Below are 18,688 nucleotides of genomic sequence, written 5' to 3' on the forward strand. Positions count from 1 at the left end.
AACAACCCCATCGATCCTATCCCCAAGCCCGGAAAGCGGCATCTCCCCTATGGTTGTCCGGTATTCGTGTCGATCACGGTGCCGCCGCCGGCCCCGGGCCGAGGGAGGAAACCGCCAGCCCCTTTCCGTCCCAGCCCACGATGATGGTCCCGCGGATATCGGTGCGCAGCGCCACCACGTGGTTCTCCTCCAGCGCCCGAAGCGCCGTCTCGGAGGGATGGCCGTAGGTGTTCTGCGCCCCCACGCTGATCAGTGCCAGCACCGGCCGCACCGCCGGCGCCGTGCGGACCCCGCCGTTCGCGGCTCCGTGGTGGGCCACCTTCAGGATGTCGGCGTGGGTGATGAGCCCCTGGTCGATGAGCTCGCCCATGGCTTCTTCCTGCATGTCCCCGGTGGCCAGCAGCGACACCGGCCGCGGTGCCCCCTGCACCTGGATCTCGAAGCGGATGACCAGCGAGGCGTCGTTCTCGTCGGTGAACAGCCCCGAGGGGACCGGCCCCAGCACGCGCCACGACAACGGCCCGGCGCTCCCGGTGGCGCCCGACCCCAGCTGCTCAGCCTCCGGCATCCGGCCCCGCCCGTGCGTGATCACCGGAGGGTCATCCGGGTCATCGGCCGCGGAGTAGTACAGTGCGTCCACGCGCCGCCGGTCCCCCACACCCTCCAGCCCGCCGTCGTGGTCGGCGTGCCGGTGCGTGATGAACACCGCGGCGACCTCCTTGACCTGCATCCGATCCAGGCATGCATCGATCTGCCCGGGCTCGCGCCCGGTGTCCACCACCACGGCGCTGCCGTCCCCGGCGTTCAACAACAGCCCGTCGCCCTGCCCCACGTCGCAGGCGACCACCAGCCAATCGATCGCCGGGGCGGGCACCAAGGCGGTGACCGGCAGTACCAGCCCCAGCAGCAACCCCGTCACGACCCCCTGCACGCCCAGCCGTGCCGCGGACCGCCAGCAGCGACCAAGCGGTCGCACCTGGCCTAGGGCCACCAGCACGCCCAGCACGATGCCCCACGCCAGCAGGATCCCCGCGGCCCCCGCGGGCCAGGGCCGCAGCGCCCCGGGCAGCGAGGCGACCCACGTCCCGAGCATTCCCACGACCATCACCGGCATTCCCGCCACCCACACCAGGGCCAGGCCCACGGGTGGAACCAGCATCAGCACCACGACGCCGAGCGTCCCGGCCACCGTGATCAACGGGATGAACGCCGCCACCAGCAGGTTCGCGGGCACCGAGTAGAGCGAGAAGGAGGGGTTCAGGGCCACCAGCACCGGCAGGCAGGCGATCTGCGCGGCCAGGGCAATCGCGGTGCCCTCGGCCAGGACCGCCGGCAACCAGCGATTCAGTCGTTCGGCCAGGCGCCTCCCGATCACAACGATCCCGGCGGTGGCCAGGGCGGAGAGCTGGAAGGCCGGCTCGCCAGCCAGCCACGTGTCGATGGCCAGCAGCAGCACCACCGCCAGCGACAGCGCAGACAGTGCATTCCTGCCCCGGGAGGCGTGTACCCCCACGGCCGCGACGGTGCCCATGACCGCCGCGCGCAGCACGCTGGGCTCGTACCCGACCAGCAGCACGAACCCGGCCAGCGCGCCCAGGCCCAGCCCCAGCGTCGGCGCCCGTCCCAGGCCCAGCACCCGGCACAGCGCCACCACGAAGCCCAGCACCATGGCGCAATTTGCGCCGCTGACAGCACTCAAATGTGAAAGTCCGGCCACCTTCATGGCCTCGTTCAACGCCTCGTCCGCCCCGCTGCGGTCCCCGAACACCATGCCCGGAAGCAGGGCGCGGGCCGGTTGCGGCAGCGCTGCACAGGCGCCAACGAAGCGGGAGCGCATCGCCTCGAACACCCCCGCCCGTTTCGTCTCGCCCACCGGGAGCAGATCGGCGGCCGCGTTGAGCCAGAAGCGCAGGCGATCCCCGGGTTCGGCGGCCGACACCTTGGCAATGACCTCGACGGTGGTGCCGGCGGCTGGCCGGATCCCTCCGGCACGGGATTCGGGGTAGCTCAGCCGCACCGGGACCCCGGAGACGATCCAGTTCCCGCTCCGGGCCACGGAGAGCACGCGCGCCTCGACGGTGAACTGCCGGTGTTCCCGGGCGTCCTCGGAGAACCTGTCGATGGCTGTACCTGCCCTCGGGGCGGCGGTGAAGGCGAGCTGGACGCGAACCGGCGCACCGCTGGCCGCCGCGTCTTCCAGGGCGGCCGGGTTGCTGCCGGCCCCGGTGAGCAGCAATTGCGTGAAGACGAGGGCAGCCGCGACGCAGGCCAGTGCCGGCGCGGCGAAGCTCGGGGTCGCGGCCGGCCCCAGGCGCCCGTGCCGGGGGCGCAGCAACGCCAGCAACCCGGTCCCGGCGGCCAGCCACAGGCCCACAGCCCAGAATCGCTGGTGGGCTTCGGCCAGCTGCACCCCGCCCAGGGCCGCGGCCCAGGCTCCGGCCAGCGCCCAGCAGCCGCGCAGGTCAACGCGGCCGGGCTCCGGGGCCGGGGCATCCCTTGGGGCGATTTCCAGCCACTTGCGGGCCTTTTCGGCGAGCTTTCCCGCGACCCGGCCCCTGGCCCGGCCATCGTGCGGGGCGCTCATTCAAACACCACCAGGTCCCGCAGGTTGCCGAGCATCGCCGGGCCGATGCCGCTGACGGCGTCCAGCTCGCTGAGGTTCTTGAACGGGCCGTGGGCCTGCCTGAAAGCCAGGATCCTTCCGGCCAGGGCGGGGCCGATGCCCGGCAGTTCCTCCAGCGCGCCTTGGTCGGCGGTGTTCACGTTGAGTTTGCCCGGCGCGGCACCCGGAGGCCCGGTGCCGCCGGTGCCACCCGCCTGTCCTGGGTCGGGATCAGGGGCCCGCGCGGCTTCGCCGCGGCGCGGGATGCGGATCTGTTCGCCGTCGCGGATCTGGGCCGCCAGGTTGATCGCTTCGGGGGCCGCGTCCTTGGCCAGGCCTCCGGCCCGGGCCACCGCATCGAGCACCCTCGAGCCGAGCGGCAGGGCATAGACCCCGGGGTCCTTCACCGCGCCGATCATGTGGACCACGGCGGTGGCACCTGCCGCAGGCGGGGCCGATCCATCCCCGGTGCCGGGGGAACCAGACACCGGGGGAAGCGGTTCTTCGACGGATTCCTCGGACGGGGATTCCTCGCCCGGCGGATCGCCGGGGGCTTCCACCTGCGGGGACTGTGCGACCTGCAGCGGGATGGTCTCGGTATTGCCCGGCGCACGCGGGGGCGGGTTGAAAAGCAGCGACACCGAGATCCATGTCAGGGCGCCGAGGATCAGGACGATCGCCGCGGATCTGCCAATGAGCACACGCAAGTGCCCGGGGGCCGGGCCCAGGTTGGTCCTGGCGGATTGATCCGCCCATTCGTGAGAGCCCATGCAATCCATTGCACCCGAGCGGCGATGTTGCATGCCGCCCTCGGTGCCCGGCTGTGGAGAACCCCCCAGCGGCGGGGACCGTTTTCCGGCCGGTGCCCGCTCAAGCGGGCCATGGTGCTAGCGGGTTTCGGGCTGCTCCGGGCCGGGCGCCGAGGGCGGGGTGTGCGCGCTTGGTGCACCTGGCCCCTGCGGCGCGGCCGTGCGGCGGCGTGCCTCGCGGCGCGGGGCCTCGTTGCGGGACTTCGGCTCCGGTTTGGGCCTTGGTTCGGGTTTGGGCCTTGGCGCCGGCTTGGGTTTCGGTTCGGGGCGGACCGGACCCGGCGCGGCAGGTTCCCGGCCGCCGGCAATGGCCACGGCCAGCACCCCGGCACCGGTGTGGGCGCCGAGCACCGCGGGCACCGGAATCGCCAGGACCTCGAATGCGGAGGCACCGGCCAGTTCCTGCACGATTTCCTCGGCGGCTTCCTGGTTGCCGAAGTAGTGCACCGCCAGGCGGACCTCCGCTCCGCGTTCGGCGGCCTCCTGCCGGGCGATGGCCACCAGGCGGGCCAGCGTGCGCGAATGCGTACGGACCTTTTCGTGGGCGATGATGTGGCCGTCGGACACCGACAGGATCGGCTTGACGTTCAGCAGCGTGCCCAGCACCGAGGCCAGCGCCCCGATCCGCCCGCCGCGGCGCAGCTGATCCAGCGAGGGCACGGCAAAGTACACGTGGTTCTCCGCGGCCCTTTCGGCCACGGCCCGCAATTCCTGCAGCGGGGCTCCGGCGGCGGCCAGCTCCACCACGTCCATGACCGCAAATCCCTCGGCCAGGGCCACGGTGAGCGTATCGACGACGGTGACGGGCACAGGGGAGGACTCGGCGGCCAGGCGTGCGGCCTCCACCGTCCCGGAGAGTGCACCGGATAGGTGGATCGAAATGATTTCCTTGACCCCGGCCGCGGCGAGATCCTGGTAGGCGCGCAGCATCTGCCCCGGCGCCGGGCGCGAGGTGCGCACGGCCTTGCCCATGGCCAGGCCCAGGGCCAGTTCGGTGGGCACGTCGTCGGTGCCCTCGGAGAAGATCTGGTCATCGACCATCACCGGCATCGGCACCACGCGCAGGAACTGCGCGTGCTGCCCCACCCAGGCCTCGGGCAGCGCGGCGGCCGAATCGGTCACCACGCCCACGGGCAGCACAACCGGGCCTTGGGCCTTGTCCGACGCCGGTGCACCGGGGCGCTGCCTCCGGCCGCGCAGCCGACCGATCCAGCCGCCGGGGCCCGGGGGCCGCGGCGGCTGGTGGGCGGGCTGCGATTGGTCCATGGAAGACAGGCTACCTTGCGGACGCCTAGGAGGCCGGGACCACGTTGACCAGCTTCGGCGCGCGCACGATCACCTTGGCGACCGCAGCACCGTCGAGGTAACGCACCACGGCCTCGTCGGCCATGGCCAGCGCCTCGAGTTCCTCGGCGGTGATGTCCACCGAGACCTGCAGGCGGGCCCGGACCTTGCCCTTGATCTGCACCACCGCGGTGACGGTGTCCTCGACCAGCAGCGCCTCGTCGACGGCGGGCCATCCGGCGTTGGCGACCGAGGGCTCGTGCCCCAGCGCCGCCCACATGTCTTCGGCCGTGTACGGGGCGAAGAGCGAGAGGATGATCGCGACGGCCTCCGCGGCCTCGCGCACCGCCGGGTCGGCTGCGCCGGCGCCGGAGTCGATGGCCTTGCGGGTCGCGTTGACCAGCTCCATGGTCTTGGCGATCACGACGTTGAACTTGCCGGTGTCCAGCATGCCGGCGGCCTCGTGCACCGCCTTGTGGGTGACCGAGCGCAGCGCCTTGTCACCGGTGGCCGGGTCGGTGCCCGGCGCGCTGGCCACGTCCTGGGCCACGCGCCAGGCGCGGGCCAGGAACTTCTGCGAACCCGAAGGGGACACATCGGCCCAGTCCACGTCGTCCTCCGGCGGGGAGGCGAAGATCATGGTCAGGCGCACGGCGTCCACGCCGAACTTGTCCAGCTGCTCGCCCAAATCCACGCCGTTGCCCAGCGACTTGCTCATGGCCTTGCCGCCGTTGAGCACCTGGCCCTGGTTCAGCAGGGCGGAAAAAGGCTCCTGAACATCGATCAAGCCCAAATCGAAGATGACCTTGGTGAAGAAGCGCGAGTAGAGCAGGTGCAGGATCGCGTGCTCGACGCCGCCCACGTACTGCCCGACCGGCATCCAGTCGCGCACCGCCTGCGGGTCGAAGGGACCCCCGGTGTAGTTCGGGGAGACGAAGCGCAGGAAGTACCAGGAGGAGTCCACGAAGGTGTCCATGGTGTCGGTGTCGCGCTTGGCCGGGGCGGCACACTTGGGGCACGGGACGTTGACCCAGGCCTCGGCGGCGGCCAGCGGGCTGGTTCCCTTGGGGGCCAGGGCCTCGCCGCGCAGGTCATCGGGCAGCCGCACCGGCAGCTGGTCATCGGGTACCGGGACCTCGCCGCAGGATTCGCAGTGGATGATCGGGATCGGGGTGCCCCAGAAGCGCTGGCGGGAAAGCAGCCAGTCGCGCAGGCGGAAGTTCACGAACTTCTCTCCGGTGCCCGCGGCCTCGACGATCTCGATGGCGCGGGCAATGCCCTCGGCCTTGGGCAGGCCGTCCAGTTCGCCGGAGTTTACCAGGGTGCCCTCGCCGGCGGTGGCGATGCCGGTTTCGGCCGGATCCTCGGCGCCGGTGTCAACAACCACGCGCACCGGCAGGTCGAAGGTGCGGGCGAAGTCAAGGTCGCGCTGGTCGTGCGCGGGCACGGCCATGATCGCGCCGGTGCCGTATTCGGCCAGCACGTAGTCCGCGGCCCAGACCGGCAGCCTTTCCCCGTTGAGCGGGTTGATGGCGTAGCGGCCGGTGAACACGCCGGTCTTCTCGCGCTCGGTGGCCTGGCGTTCGATCTCGCTCAACGCCTTGACCTGCTCCTGGTAGTCCTCCAGCGCCTGGCGGTGCTCGGCGGTGACCAGTTCGTTGGCCAGCTCGGCGTCGGCGGCGACGACGAAGAAGGTGGCGCCGTGCAGCGTGTCCGGGCGCGTGGTGAAGACCGTGGTCTTGTGTGCTTCCTGGGTGTCGGTGGCCTCGACGATGAAGTCGACGTGCGCGCCCTCGGAGCGGCCGATCCAGTTCTTCTGCATGGCCAGCACGCGCTCGGGCCAGTGCCCGTGCAGCTCGTCCATGTCATCGAGCAGGCGGTCGGCGTAGTCGGTGATCTTGAAGTACCACTGGTTCAGCGACTTCTTGGTCACCGGGGTGCCGCAGCGTTCGCACGCGCCGTTGACGACCTGTTCGTTGGCCAGCACGGTCTGGTCCTTCGGGCACCAGTTCACCGGGTGGTTCTTGCGGTAGGCCAGGCCCTTGTCGTAGAACTTGGTGAACAGCCACTGGGTCCAGCGGTAGTACTCCGGGTCCGAGGTGTGCAGGCGGCGGTCCCAGTCGGCGGAGATGGCGTAGCGCTTGAAGCTGGCGGCCTGGGTGTCGATGTTGGCGTAGGTCCACTCCGAGGGGTGGGCGTTGTGCTTGATCGCGGCGTTCTCGGCGGGCAGCCCGAAGGAGTCCCAGCCGATCGGGTGCATCACGTCGTAGCCCTGCTGGCGCCAGTAGCGGGCGACGACGTCTCCCATGGCGAAGGCCTCGGCGTGGCCCATGTGCAGGTCGCCGGAGGGGTACGGGAACATGTCCAACACGTAGCGGCGCTCGGCACTGCCGTCGTCCTTGGGCGTGAAGACCCCTAGTTTGTCCCACACCGGAGCCCATTTGGCTTCCATTTCCTGGAAGCTGTAGGCCGCTGCGGTGGAATCGTTGTCCGCGGTTTCGGTGCCGGTGGGCTGAGTGCTCACTATCGTGTTTCGCCTTCTTTTGTGGTGCGCCTGTGGGGGAACGTCTCTTGGCCAGCTGAGCCGAGTGGGTGTGCCTGGCGCAAATGCCCGTGACACACAAAAGCCCCTTGGCAAGCAAGGGGCGGCCGTACGGGGAGTATCCCGTACGGCTAGGTTAGCAAGAGCGCAACGTTCATGTCGCCAATTCTACCGCACGAACCGTGCGGGGTGCGGGTCCGTGTCCCGGACCCCCTATTGCACGGGGCGGCGGTAGGCCGCCGGGTCGTCGTGGTGCAGCGGTCCCGCCGGTGCCGGGCGCCGCGACAGCAGCGCGATGGTTCCCAGTACGCCGATCACCGCGTAGCTGCCCGCGTTCGATGCCCCGTGCCACAGCACCCGCAAGTGGAACGGAGGATAAGTCCCGTAGGTGGGATCGGGCCGGACCGACTGGTACACGTCGTTGGTCCCGAAAACCACGACGCAGGCGGCCAAGGCGAGGGCCGCCGCCACCACCGCCCCGACCCCCGGATCCGTCGCGGACCGCACATGCCGCACCGCGGCCCAGCCGGCCAGGGCCACGGTGAGTGCGGTCGCGGCCCCGAATTCCCATGCGGCCCGCGGCATCATTGCCTCGAATGGCAGCCCTCCCCAGTTCAAACGCATGCCCCTGTTGAGCCAATCGAAATGCATTCCCAGGTAGCCCAGCAGCGCGAACAGTGCAAGGCCCGCTGCAGCCCCGCCAAGAATCCTGACCAATGCCCGCATGCCGTGCCCGCCTGTCCGTGCGGCTTCCGGCCCGCAGGGGCGGAAGCGTGGGTGGGCCCGAACGCCGAAGAGTGCGGGCCGAGGTTCCTCCCACCCTAGCCACGGGCTCATCGCGCGGGGCGTCTTGGCCCGGAACGTTATGCGGCCGAGACGCGGCCGCACGAGCCGCCGTGATGTCGCTGCCGGCGCGGCCGCTTAGCGCACGTCCTCGTCGACCCAGTCGAAGGTGCGGGTGACCGCCTTCTTCCAAAGCCGCATCTGCCGCTCCCGTTCGGCCGGCTCCATGGCAGGTTCCCAGCGCTTGTCCTCGGACCAGTTGGCCTCCAGCTCCCCGAGGTCCTTCCAGAACCCCACGGCCAGCCCGGCGGCGTAGGCCGCGCCCAGCGCCGTGGTCTCGGTGACCATCGGGCGGACGACCGGGACCCCGAGCAGGTCCGCCTGGAACTGCATCAGCGCATCGTTGGCCACCATCCCGCCGTCGACCTTCAGCTCGGTCAGCGGGACGGCCGCGTCCGCATTGACCGCGTCGAGCACCTCGCGGACCTGGAAGGCGGTGGCCTCCAACGCCGCCCGGGCGATGTGGTGCTTGTTGGCAAAGCGGGTCAGCCCCACGATGGCGCCGCGGGCCTCGGCGCGCCAGTAGGGGGCGAACAGCCCGGAGAAGGCCGGGACGATGTACACCCCGCCGTTGTCGGGCACTCCGGCGGCCAGGGTCTCGACTTCGGCGGCGGTGGAGATCATGCCGATGTTGTCGCGCAGCCACTGGACCAGGGAGCCGGCCACGGCGATCGACCCCTCCAGCGCATAGACCGGGTCCGCGTCGCCGAGCTTGTATCCCACCGTGGTGAGCAGCCCGTTGCCGGAGCGGACGATTTCCCCGCCGGTGTTGAAGATCAGGAAGCAGCCGGTGCCGTAGGTGTTTTTCGCGTCCCCCGCGCCGAAGGCCGCCTGCCCGAACGTCGCTGCCTGCTGGTCGCCCAGGATCCCGGCGACCGGCACCTCGCGCAAAAGCTGCGAGGAGGCCACCTTTCCGTAGACCTCGGAGGAGGACTTGATGGCCGGCAGCATCGAGGCGGGCACGCCGAAGTCCGCCAGGATCTCCTCGTCCCAGGCCAGGGTCGCCAGGTCCATGAACATGGTGCGCGAGGCGTTGGTGACGTCGGTGATGTGCACCCCGCCGTCGCTTCCGCCGGTGAGGTTCCAGGTGACCCACGAGTCGGTCGTGCCAAAGAGCAGGTCCCCGGCCTCGGCGCGTTCGCGTGCCCCGTCGACGTTGTCCAGGATCCATTTGACCTTGGTGCCGGAGAAGTAGGGTGCCAGCGGCAGCCCCGTGCGTTCCCTGTACCGCTGCGTCCCGCCGTCGGCGGCCAATGACTGGACGATGTCCTGGGTGCGGGTGTCCTGCCAGACAATCGCGTTGTAGACCGGTTCGCCGGTGTGCCGGTCCCACACCACGGTGGTTTCGCGCTGGTTGGTGATCCCGACCGCGGCGATGTCGTGCCGGGTGAGGTTCCCCCCGGCCAGGGCGACGGCGATGACCTCCCGCACGTTCCGCCAGATCTCCTGCGGGTCGTGTTCCACCCAGCCGGGGTGCGGGAAGATCTGCGCGTGCTCCAGTTGCCCGGTGGAGGCAATGGTGCCCGCATGGTCAAAGACGATGGCGCGGGAACTGGTGGTTCCCTGGTCGATCGCGATGACGTACTGGTTCATGGGGAGTGCCTTTCAGCGTCGGGTGGGGGCGGCTCGGCGGGCTCGGGAAGGGGCGCGGAAGCGTGTTCGATGCCCCGCTGCCCCCTGCGCGGAATCCTACGCGTTGGACAGCGCCGGGCGCGCCCCGTGGTCCTCGGTGAGCACGCGGCGGCACTCGGCGACCTGCGCGGCGGCCTGGCCCTGGTCCCAGCCAAGCACCGGGGCCAGTGCCGCGGCGACCTGTTCGAGCAGCTCCTGGGTCACCAGCCCGCGGAAGGCCAGCGAGGTGCGCCGGATGAACACGTCGGCGAGCGATCCCAGGTGTTCACGGGTGCCCAGGTAGGCAAGTTCGGCAGCGGAGAGTTCGTCGCTGGCCGGCAGCGTCGGGTCATCGGATCCGATGAACTCCAGGACGGTGTCGGCGCGGGTGCCGTAGCGTTCCAGCAGCACCTCGAGCCGCCGGCGTCCGGCCAGCGCGGAGCGGGCGGCAAACCAGGCCTCGAGCGCGGCGGGGGTGCCGGGGTAGTTCCGCCCGCCGCCGATGGGCAGGTTCCGGGTGCCGGGTCCCGGGGCCACGCCGAGCTCGGCGAGCACCTTCTTGCCCAGCGTCTCCCCCAGCGCGCGGAACGTCGTCCATTTCCCGCCCACCAGGGACAGCTCGGTGGTGCCGCCGGGCAGCGCCGCGCGTTCGATGCGGTAGTCGCGGGAGACGAAGCCGGGAGCGGTGTCGTCGTGGCGCGGCAGCGGGCGCACGCCGGAGAACCGGTAGACGATGTGTTCCTCGCGCACCTCGATGGATGGGAACACGTGCCGGATAAGGTCGAAGAAGTACGCCACCTCCGCATCGGTGCAGCGTGCCGGCACGCCCATGTCCGCGTCGATGTCGGTGGTGCCCACCAGCACCCGGTCCCCCAGCGGGTAGATCAGTACGATCCGCCCGTCGGAGTGCTCGAAGAAGATCTCCCGCCCGCCGCAGGCCTCCAGCAATTCCCGGTGGTCCAGCACGATGTGGCTGCCCTTGGTCCCGCCCATGAAATTGCTGGCGGTGCCCATGGCCTCGTTGGTCAGATCCACCCAGGCCCCGGTCGCATTGACCAGCACGTCGGCGTCGAAGTCGAATTCCTCCCCGGTGAGCTCGTCGCGCAGCCTGGCGCCGTTGGCGCCGTACCCGGCCAGCGCGACGTAGTTGCTGGCCCGGGCGTGGGGGTTGGCCTCCAGTCCGTCGCGCAGCACATCCAGGGTGAGGCGCTCGGGGTTGTGCACCGAGGCGTCGAAGTAGGTGGCCGTGTACTTCACGTCCCCGCGCAGCAGCGGCAACTGCGCCAGGGAGGCCTTGGCCCCGCGGAACTTGTGCCACGGGGTGTTGCGCCCCACGGCCCCGGCAAAGACGTCGTAGAGCACCAGCCCGGCCTTGATCAGCACCGCGCCGCGTTCGGTGGCGGCGGAGCCGCGGTGGGTGAGGAAGCGCATGGGGGCCGAGAGGATCCCGGAGAAGGTGGAGAAGATCGGGATGGTGGTGCGCAGCGGCTTGACGTAGTGCGGTGCGATCTCCAGCAGCCGGTTCCGTTCCCGCACGGACTCGTGGACCAAGCGGAACTCGCCGTTTTCCAGGTAGCGGATGCCGCCGTGGATCATGTGCGAGGAGGCGCCCGAGGCACCCTGGCAGTAGTCCCCGCGTTCCACCAGCGCCACGTCCACGCCCTGCATGGCCAGGTAGCGGAAGGTCGCCACGCCGTTGATGCCTCCGCCCACGATGAGGACCTTGGCTCCGGGGCGGGCGCGCAGCGCAGCCAGTTCGGATCGGTGGGACGCTGCGGCTGCCACGATGGGGCCATCCTTCGCTGTTGCAGTGGGCGTAAAGCGTGCTTCACATGGTCTTCTCGACATTACCGGGGCGCCGGTGCCGGTGCCTAGCCCATCCGGTGAAGCGTAAGCGAATCGTTGCCGAACCCCGGCCGGACCGCGGCGGTTCCCGCGCCTGTCCGGCGGCCGTCCCGCGGCCCGGGATAGGCTGGGAACATGCACCTCTCCCCGCCGCAAGCCCCGCGCCGCGCCCTGAAAAGCCTCCACCACGTGCATGGTTCGGAGGTGTCCTGCTGGACCTATCCGGCCACGGCCCCCTGCCGCGGCGTCATCCTTGCGGTGCACGGCTTCCGCGGCGACCACCACGGCCTGGCGCGGATCATCGAGCAGCTGCCGGGCCACACCGTCATCGTTCCGGATTTGCCCGGGTTCGGCTCCTCGACACCGTTTTCCGGCGTGTCGGCCCACGGCGCGCCGGACGGTGCCCCGGGGTTCCCGGCGCCCGGCCGCGCCCCGGAAGCCAGCGGGCCGCGCCACGACGTGGCCGGCTACGGCGAGGTCGTCGGCGCGCTGCGCGGGCAACTGGGTCTGGGCCCGGCGACCATCCTGCTGGGCCATTCCTTCGGCACCATCGTCGCCGCCGCCTATCTGGCCCGGCACCCGGGGTCCTTCGAACAACTGGTGCTGGTCAACCCGATCTGCGAACCGGCGCTCAAGGGCAGCCAGGCGCTGATGTCCCGCGCCGCGGGCGCCTATTACGCTGCCGGCGCACTCCTGCCGGCCACCCTGGGAGAGGCGCTGCTGCGCTCCCGGCTGGTCACCGATGCGATGTCGCTGGCCATGCTCAAGTCCAGGGACCGGGCGACGCGCGACTACGTCGTTGACCAGCACCGGAGCTATTTCTCCGGGTTCACCTCGCGCTCCACCCTGCGCGAGGCCTACGCGGCATCGATCACCGCCACGGTGCGCGATGTGGCGGCCCGGATCAACGAGCCGACGCTGCTGGTGGTCGGCGAGCAGGACGAGCTCGGCTCGGTGCCCGCCCAGCGCTCCCTGGCCCGCACCTTCCCGCGCGCCACGCTGCGGGTGATCGGGGACGTCGGGCACCTGATCCACTACGAAAAGGCGGCCGAGGCCGCGGCGCTCATCGAGGAGTTCCTGGGCGCGGAGCACCCGTGGGTGCCGCGCGGGATGCCGCGCACGCCCTACCCGGGCGACGGGCGAAGGAGCCGGCCAAGGCAGTCGAATCAGCCGAATCAGCAGGACGCGACGACCCGGACGGGCTAGAGGATCCCGTCCGGGTCGATGCGGATGGCCACGACCGGCTCCTTGGCGGCGCTGAAGGTGGCGCGCAGCGCACGCAGCGCCGCGGTGACGGCCGGACCCTGGGCGTAGGAGAAGAACAGCAGCCAGCGGTGCTCGCCCTCCCCCAGCAGCACCGGCCCGTGCCGGCGCACCTCCTCGCCCAGCACCAGGGCGTCCATGAACTTGTCCGCGGTTCCCGCCGGGCCCTTGACCATGGCGGTGCGCACCGCCGGGGGCAGTCCCAGGGCGCGGCGCTCGTCGAGCTCCGCCTGTGCATAGGCCGCGGCGTCAAAGCGCACCAGCGCGCGCATGGGCTCGGTCGGGTCCCCGGCCACCACCACGGTGCCGCCGCCCGGGTGCCCCTCGGTGGCATCCCGGCCGCGGGCCAGGCAAGCTGCGCCCATCCAGCGGTTGAGCACCTCCTCGCCGGTGCGCAGGCCCTCGCGGGCCATCATCCGGTCCCCGTCCAGCAGCAGCACCGCGGCGTACCCGTTGGCCGCCACCGGTTCGGCGCCCGGGGTCGCGACCACCAGTGCCGGGGCATCGGGCACCGTGTGCAGCGGCTTGGCCCCGGTCGCGGCAACCACCTTGATGCCCGGGAAGGCCCGGCCAAGTTCCTCGGCGGTGCGGTCCGCCCCGATCGAGGCGGCGCGCAGGCGCATGAATCCGCACTCCACGCAGCTCCAGTCGTGGGCCACCAGGCCGCACCAGCCGCAGGCCGGGGCCCCGCGGGCTTCGCCCAGGGCCAGCGGCCCGTTGCAGGCGGTGCAGCGGGCCGGGGTGCGGCAGCGTTCGCAGCGCAGCGCCGGCATGAACCCGGTGCGGGCGACCTGCACCAGCACCGGCCCGCGGGCCAGCGCGGCCTTGGCCTCGCGCCAGGCGGCGGCCGGGAGCCGGGCGGCATGCAGCAGCGGGTCGCGTTCGGCCTCGAACTCGTCCGAGGCGGCGATGACCCGCGGCGCGTGGGCGCGCAGCAGCTTTCGGTCGGCCTCCAGTTCGTGGGCCCAGCCGCTGCGGACCAGGCGCTGGGCCTCGGCGCTGCGCCCGGGGGCGGCCAGCAGCAGCCCGGCGTTCTCGATGCCGCAGCGCAGCAGCAGCACCTCGCGGGCGTGGTGGTAGGGGGCGCGCGGCTCGGCGTGCGAATTGTCCGCGTCGTCCCAGATGACCGCCAGGCCCAGGTTCGTCACCGGGGCGAAGGCGGCGTTGCGGGTGCCGACCACCAGCCGTGCGGACCCGCGGGCCACGCGCAGGAAGTTCCGGTAGCGCGGGGTGGCACCGTCCTCGGCGGTCAGCCGCGCATAGGCGTGCGCGCCCAAGCGCTCGTCGAGCACGGCGCAGAGCCTGGCCAGGTCGCGTGCGTCGGGGACCACGATCAGCACCCCGCGCCCGGAGGCCAGGACCAGTTCGGAGGCCTCGAGCAGCAGCCCGGGCCAGTCCCCGGGGCGGTTGGGCACCGCGGAGAGCACGGCGCGCGGGGATTGGCCGGTGCGCAGCATCCGGGCGAAGTCGGCTCCGCCGTGGTATTCGGACAGCAGCGGGGCCGCCGGGTCGCCGCCGGGGTCGCCGGCCGGGCCCTTCACGGCGGGCGCGTCGATGGCCGGGCCGGCCACCGGCGGTTCGTCGCCGTGTTCGCCATCCCCGGCCTCGGTCTTCTCGGTTTCCACCCGGGCCATGCGGGCCGGGACGGCCGAGCGCAGCACGTCCCACACCCCGCCGGCGTAGCGTTCGGCCACGGCGCGGGCCACGGCCAGCACCTCGGCGGAGAGCACCACCTCCGGAGACACGACCGCGCGCAGCGGCTGCAGCTTGATCCCGGGCTCGGAATGCCCGAGGCGTTCGACGAGGAATCCGGCAAGCTCCTGCCCGCCGAAGCGCACCTTCACCCGGACCCCGGGTTGCGCCGCCGCATCGAGTTCGGCGGGGACCAGGTAGTCGAAGGGCCTGTCCAGGTGCGGGAGGGCCGAATCGATCACCACCCGGGCGACCGGGAGCGTGCTGGCCATGTGCGGGATTCCGGGCAGCGGCGCTGACAGGTCGAAGCCGGCCAGCAGCGAGGGCTGCAGCGACTGGTCCACGCACCCCACCTCCCGTTCGTACGCCTTGAGAATCACACTACCGCCGACACCCCGGCGGCCGGGGAGCGGCTTAAGAACGCATCGGGTGCCGCACCCTGCCCGGCGCGGCACCCGATGCCCGGCGGATGTCCCGGCCGGTGAACGGTGCTAGGCGTTGAAGTACGCCTTCAGCGCGTCGACGCGGTCCAGGTTCTCCCAGGTGAAGTCCGCATCCTCGCGGCCGAAGTGGCCGTGCGCGGCGGTCTTCTGGTAGATCGGGCGCTTGAGGTCAAGGTCCTCGATGATGCCCAGCGGGCGCAGGTCGAAGACCTCGTTGATGGCCGCGGTGATCTTCGCCGGGTCCACGGTCTCGGTGCCGAAGGTCTCCACGTACAGGCCCACCGGGCGGGCCACGCCGATGGCGTAGGCGACCTGGACCTCGACGCGGCGCGCCAGGCCGGCGGCCACCACGTTCTTGGCGACCCAGCGCATGGCGTAGGCGGCCGAGCGGTCGACCTTCGAGGGGTCCTTGCCGGAGAACGCGCCGCCGCCGTGGCGGGCGAACCCGCCGTAGGTGTCCACGATGATCTTGCGGCCGGTCAGCCCGGCGTCGCCGACCGGGCCGCCGATGATGAACGGTCCCGAGGGGTTCAGGATGATGCGGGTGTTGGAGGTGTCCAGCCCGGTGCCCGCGAGCACCGGGGTGACGACCTCGGCCAGCAGGCCGTCCTTGAGGTCCTCCAGGGAGAAATCGGCGGCGTGCTGCGAGGAGACCACGATGGTCTCCACCGAGACCGGGGTGTCCCCGTCGTAGCCGACGGTGACCTGGGTCTTGCCGTCCGGGCGCAGCAGCGAGAGCGTGCCGTCCTTGCGGACGGCGGTGAGGCGCTCGGAGAGCCGGTGCGCCAGGTGGATCGGGGTGGGCATCAGCGTCGCGGTCTCATCCGACGCGTAGCCGAACATCAGGCCCTGGTCGCCGGCGCCCTGCGCGTCGCGCGGGTCCACGGCGGTGCCCTCGCGGACCTCCAGGGAGTTGAAGACGCCGTCGGAGATTTCCTGGGACTGCTGCCCGATGGACACCAAGACCCCGCAGCGTGCCCCGTCGAAGCCGTTGGCCGAGGAGTCGTAGCCGATGTCCAGGATGGTGCGGCGCACGATCTCCGGGATCTCCACGTACCCGTCGGTGGTCACCTCGCCGGCCACGTGCACCAGGCCGGTGGTGGTCAGGGTCTCCACGGCAACCCGGGAGTTGGGGTCCTGGGCCAGCATGGCATCGAGGATGGCGTCGGAGATCTGGTCACAGATCTTGTCCGGGTGGCCCTCCGTAACCGATTCGGAGGTGAAGAGGCGTAGCTGCGGGGATTCTAAAGTCACCCAGCCACTCTACCGGTAACCGGGCCCCGGGTCAGATTCGCGGTTCCGCCCCGTCACATGCCCGCTTGCGGCCGCCTGCGTGACGGATTGCGGCGCCGTGCGACGCGTTCCGGCGGCACATGGCGAACCGGGGTGCGGCAAGGACCGCAGCCGGCCCCCGCGGCCTGCCGGCCGGCCTCGGTTACCCGTCGCCCAGCGCGCCGGCGACGGCGTCGATGACCGTGGCCGCGACCAGGTCCTTGGACCCGGAGGCGTGCACGGGCTGGGCGCCGTCGGCGAAGAGGATGGTCACGGTGTTTTCGTCGGTCCCGAAGGTCAGGTTCTCCCCGACCTCGTTGACGACCAGCATTTCACAGCCCTTGCGTGCCAGCTTGGCGGCCCCGTATTCCAGCACGCCGGCTTCGGCGTCGCCGGTCTCGGCGGCAAATCCCACCACCAGCGGCGGGAGGTCCCCGGAGCGTCCTTCCGCGGCGCGCTGCGCAATGAGCATCGCCAGGATGTCGGGGTTGCGGACCAGGGTGATCACCGGGTCGGCGTGGTCGTCGGACTTCTTGATCTTCGCGTCCACGTATTCGGCGGGCCGGAAGTCGGCGACCGCGGCGCTCATGATCAGCACGTCGGCCCCGCGCGCGGCCTCGGTGACGGCGCCCTGCAGCTGCCGTGCGGTGGAGGCGGTGCTCAGTTCCACGCCCTCGGGCGCGGGCAGGTCCATGTGTGCGGCGATGAAGCGGACGGTGGCCCCGGCCGCGAGGGCCGCCTTGGCCAGGGCGATGCCCTGCCGGCCCGAGGACCGGTTGCCGAGGTAGCGGACCGGGTCCAGCGGTTCGCGGGTGCCTCCGGCGGAAATCGCGACGATCTTCCCGGCCAGCGGACCGGGACCGGAGCTGCGGGATGTTGCCTCGTCCTCCAGGTACCGGGAGACGGCGGCGAAGATCTCCTCGGGGTCCGGAAGCCGTCCGGCGCCCGAGTCCTTGCCGGTGAGCCGGCCCACGGCCGGTTCGATGATGTGTACGCCGCGGGAGCGCAGCGTCGCGACGTTGGCGACCGTGGCGGGGTGTTCCCACATCTCGGTGTGCATTGCCGGGGCCATGACCACCGGGGCCCCGGTGGCCAGCAGCGTGCCGGTGAGCAGGTCGTTGGCCATCCCGGCGGCGGCGCGGGCCAACACGTCTGCGGTGGCCGGGGCGATGACGACCAGGTCGGCCTCCTGGCCAAGGCGCACGTGGTTGACGGTGTCCACCGCCTCGAACACCGAGGTGTGCACCGGGTTGCCGCTCAGCGCCTCCCAGGTGGCGGCGCCGACGAACTGAAGCGACGCGATGGTGGGGATGACATCGACGTGGTGCCCCGCCTCCTTAAACAGCCGTAGCAGCAAAGCTGCCTTGTAGGCGGCGATCCCTGCGGATACACCTAGGACAATGCGCTTCACTGCTACCACCGATGCTAGTGCGTGGCGCCGGGCCCGCCCGCCCGGTGAGGGGCGGGGTGTCGGGGTGCGCCGGCGCCTACGCGTCGTAAGTCGTTTGTGTCCGGGTTCCTACTCGGCGACTTCCTCGATCTTCGTGACGCTGAGCAGGCCCTCGTTGATCTCGCGCAGGGCGATGGACAGCGGCTTCTCGTTCAGGCGGGTGTCGACCAGCGGGCCGACGTACTCGAACAGGCCCTCGTGCAGCTGGGCGTAGTACGCGTTGATCTGGCGTGCGCGCTTGGCGGAGTTGATCACCAGTGCGTACTTCGAATCGGTGGTGGTCAGCAGCGAGTCGATGGACGGGCTGATGATGCCTTCAAGGTTCGTGTTCACGAAGCCTCCAAATAACTAGGTGGTGGATCAAGACGATAAGTACTGCACCCGCTTACTCCCCCGGGTGCCGGGCGGCGCCAAGGGGTCAACGGGTCTGACACAAAAGTTTTTAGCGTGCGTGCGGGGTCAACCCCATGAGGGTCACCAGCTCGTCAGCCGCCCGCGAAATCTCGTCGTTGACGATGGTCACGTCAAATTCGGATTCGGCAGCAAGCTCCAGTTTAGCGGTTTCCAGCCGGCGCTGCTGCTCCTCGGGCGTTTCCGTGCCGCGGCCCACAAGCCGGCGCACCAATTCCTCCCAGCTGGGAGGAGCCAGGAACACGAATTTCGCCTCCGGCAGGTTGGCCTTCACCTGGCGTGCGCCCTGCAGGTCGATCTCCAGCAACACCCGCTTCCCCGCGGCCACCGCCTCCTCGACCTTGGTGCGGATGGTGCCGTAGCTGTTCTGCCCGTGCACGACGGCCCATTCGAGCATTTCCCCGTTTTCGACCAGTTCGCCGAACTTTTCGGGTCCGACAAAGAAGTAGTGCACCCCGTCGACTTCGCCGGGGCGCGGGTTGCGCGTGGTGGCGGACACCGAGAGCCACACCTGGGGATAGTTGTCGCGAATGTAGGTCGAGATCGTTCCCTTACCTACGGCCGTGGGACCGGCGAGGACTGTGACCGTTGGGTGGGGGCTAACCGTCATGGTGTGCTTCG

At 70.9% G+C, this 18,688-nt stretch carries 13 protein-coding genes; 1 reads left to right on the forward strand and 12 read right to left on the reverse strand.

Annotation, left to right across the window (positions count from 1 at the left end; genetic code table 11):
• Window positions 1-73 precede the first annotated feature (73 nt).
• The 7 genes from J2T21_RS07260 to J2T21_RS07290 all read right to left on the reverse strand — a co-directional run bounded on the left by J2T21_RS07260 (window position 74) and on the right by J2T21_RS07290 (window position 11,476).
• A complete protein-coding gene (locus tag J2T21_RS07260) occupies window positions 74-2,584 on the reverse strand; it encodes a ComEC/Rec2 family competence protein (RefSeq protein WP_307579968.1) in 2,511 nt (836 codons plus the stop codon).
• Entirely contained in the window at window positions 2,581-3,372 is a 792-nt protein-coding gene (locus tag J2T21_RS07265; RefSeq protein ID WP_307579970.1) for a ComEA family DNA-binding protein, read from the reverse strand. The genes J2T21_RS07260 and J2T21_RS07265 overlap by 4 nt, the downstream gene beginning before the upstream one ends.
• Window positions 3,373-3,489: 117 nt before the next feature.
• The gene (locus J2T21_RS07270; RefSeq protein ID WP_307579972.1) at window positions 3,490-4,677 is read right to left on the reverse strand and encodes a DegV family protein; all 1,188 of its coding nucleotides are present in this window, start codon (window positions 4,675-4,677) and stop codon (window positions 3,490-3,492) included.
• A gap of 25 nt (window positions 4,678-4,702) precedes the next feature.
• A complete protein-coding gene (gene leuS / locus J2T21_RS07275) occupies window positions 4,703-7,219 on the reverse strand; it encodes a leucine--tRNA ligase (RefSeq protein WP_373457902.1) in 2,517 nt (838 codons plus the stop codon).
• A gap of 231 nt (window positions 7,220-7,450) precedes the next feature.
• Entirely contained in the window at window positions 7,451-7,963 is a 513-nt protein-coding gene (locus J2T21_RS07280) for a hypothetical protein (protein WP_307579975.1), read from the reverse strand.
• Between the two features lie 195 nt (window positions 7,964-8,158).
• Entirely contained in the window at window positions 8,159-9,673 is a 1,515-nt protein-coding gene (glpK, locus tag J2T21_RS07285; protein WP_307579977.1) for a glycerol kinase GlpK, read from the reverse strand.
• A 96-nt stretch (window positions 9,674-9,769) separates the two neighbouring features.
• On the reverse strand, window positions 9,770-11,476 hold the full coding sequence (locus J2T21_RS07290) for a glycerol-3-phosphate dehydrogenase/oxidase (protein ID WP_307579980.1): 1,707 nt from the start codon (window positions 11,474-11,476) through the stop codon (window positions 9,770-9,772).
• A gap of 195 nt (window positions 11,477-11,671) precedes the next feature.
• Here J2T21_RS07290 and J2T21_RS07295 point away from each other — a divergent pair, with 195 nt between their 5' ends.
• Window positions 11,672-12,742, forward strand: a complete 1,071-nt coding sequence (locus J2T21_RS07295) for an alpha/beta fold hydrolase (RefSeq protein ID WP_307579982.1) — start codon at window positions 11,672-11,674, stop codon at window positions 12,740-12,742.
• Here J2T21_RS07295 and J2T21_RS07300 read toward each other — a convergent pair.
• From J2T21_RS07300 to gmk, 5 genes are all read right to left on the reverse strand, one after another.
• Entirely contained in the window at window positions 12,739-14,835 is a 2,097-nt protein-coding gene (locus J2T21_RS07300; RefSeq protein WP_307579984.1) for a primosomal protein PriA, read from the reverse strand. The two genes, J2T21_RS07295 and J2T21_RS07300, sit on opposite strands and share 4 nt — an antisense overlap.
• Before the next feature lie 147 nt (window positions 14,836-14,982).
• Entirely contained in the window at window positions 14,983-16,188 is a 1,206-nt protein-coding gene (gene metK / locus J2T21_RS07305; protein ID WP_307579987.1) for a methionine adenosyltransferase, read from the reverse strand.
• A 181-nt stretch (window positions 16,189-16,369) separates the two neighbouring features.
• A complete protein-coding gene (coaBC, locus tag J2T21_RS07310; RefSeq protein ID WP_307579990.1) occupies window positions 16,370-17,617 on the reverse strand; it encodes a bifunctional phosphopantothenoylcysteine decarboxylase/phosphopantothenate--cysteine ligase CoaBC in 1,248 nt (415 codons plus the stop codon).
• A 108-nt stretch (window positions 17,618-17,725) separates the two neighbouring features.
• Window positions 17,726-17,989 (reverse strand): DNA-directed RNA polymerase subunit omega, encoded by a 264-nt coding sequence (gene rpoZ, locus J2T21_RS07315; RefSeq protein ID WP_113762374.1) that lies wholly within the window; start codon window positions 17,987-17,989, stop codon window positions 17,726-17,728.
• 109 nt (window positions 17,990-18,098) lie between these two features.
• On the reverse strand, window positions 18,099-18,677 hold the full coding sequence (gene gmk / locus J2T21_RS07320; RefSeq protein ID WP_307579992.1) for a guanylate kinase: 579 nt from the start codon (window positions 18,675-18,677) through the stop codon (window positions 18,099-18,101).
• Window positions 18,678-18,688 lie beyond the last annotated feature (11 nt).

The sequence above is a fragment of the Paeniglutamicibacter psychrophenolicus genome, assembly GCF_030812255.1.
Lineage (GTDB): Bacteria > Actinomycetota > Actinomycetes > Actinomycetales > Micrococcaceae > Paeniglutamicibacter > Paeniglutamicibacter psychrophenolicus_A.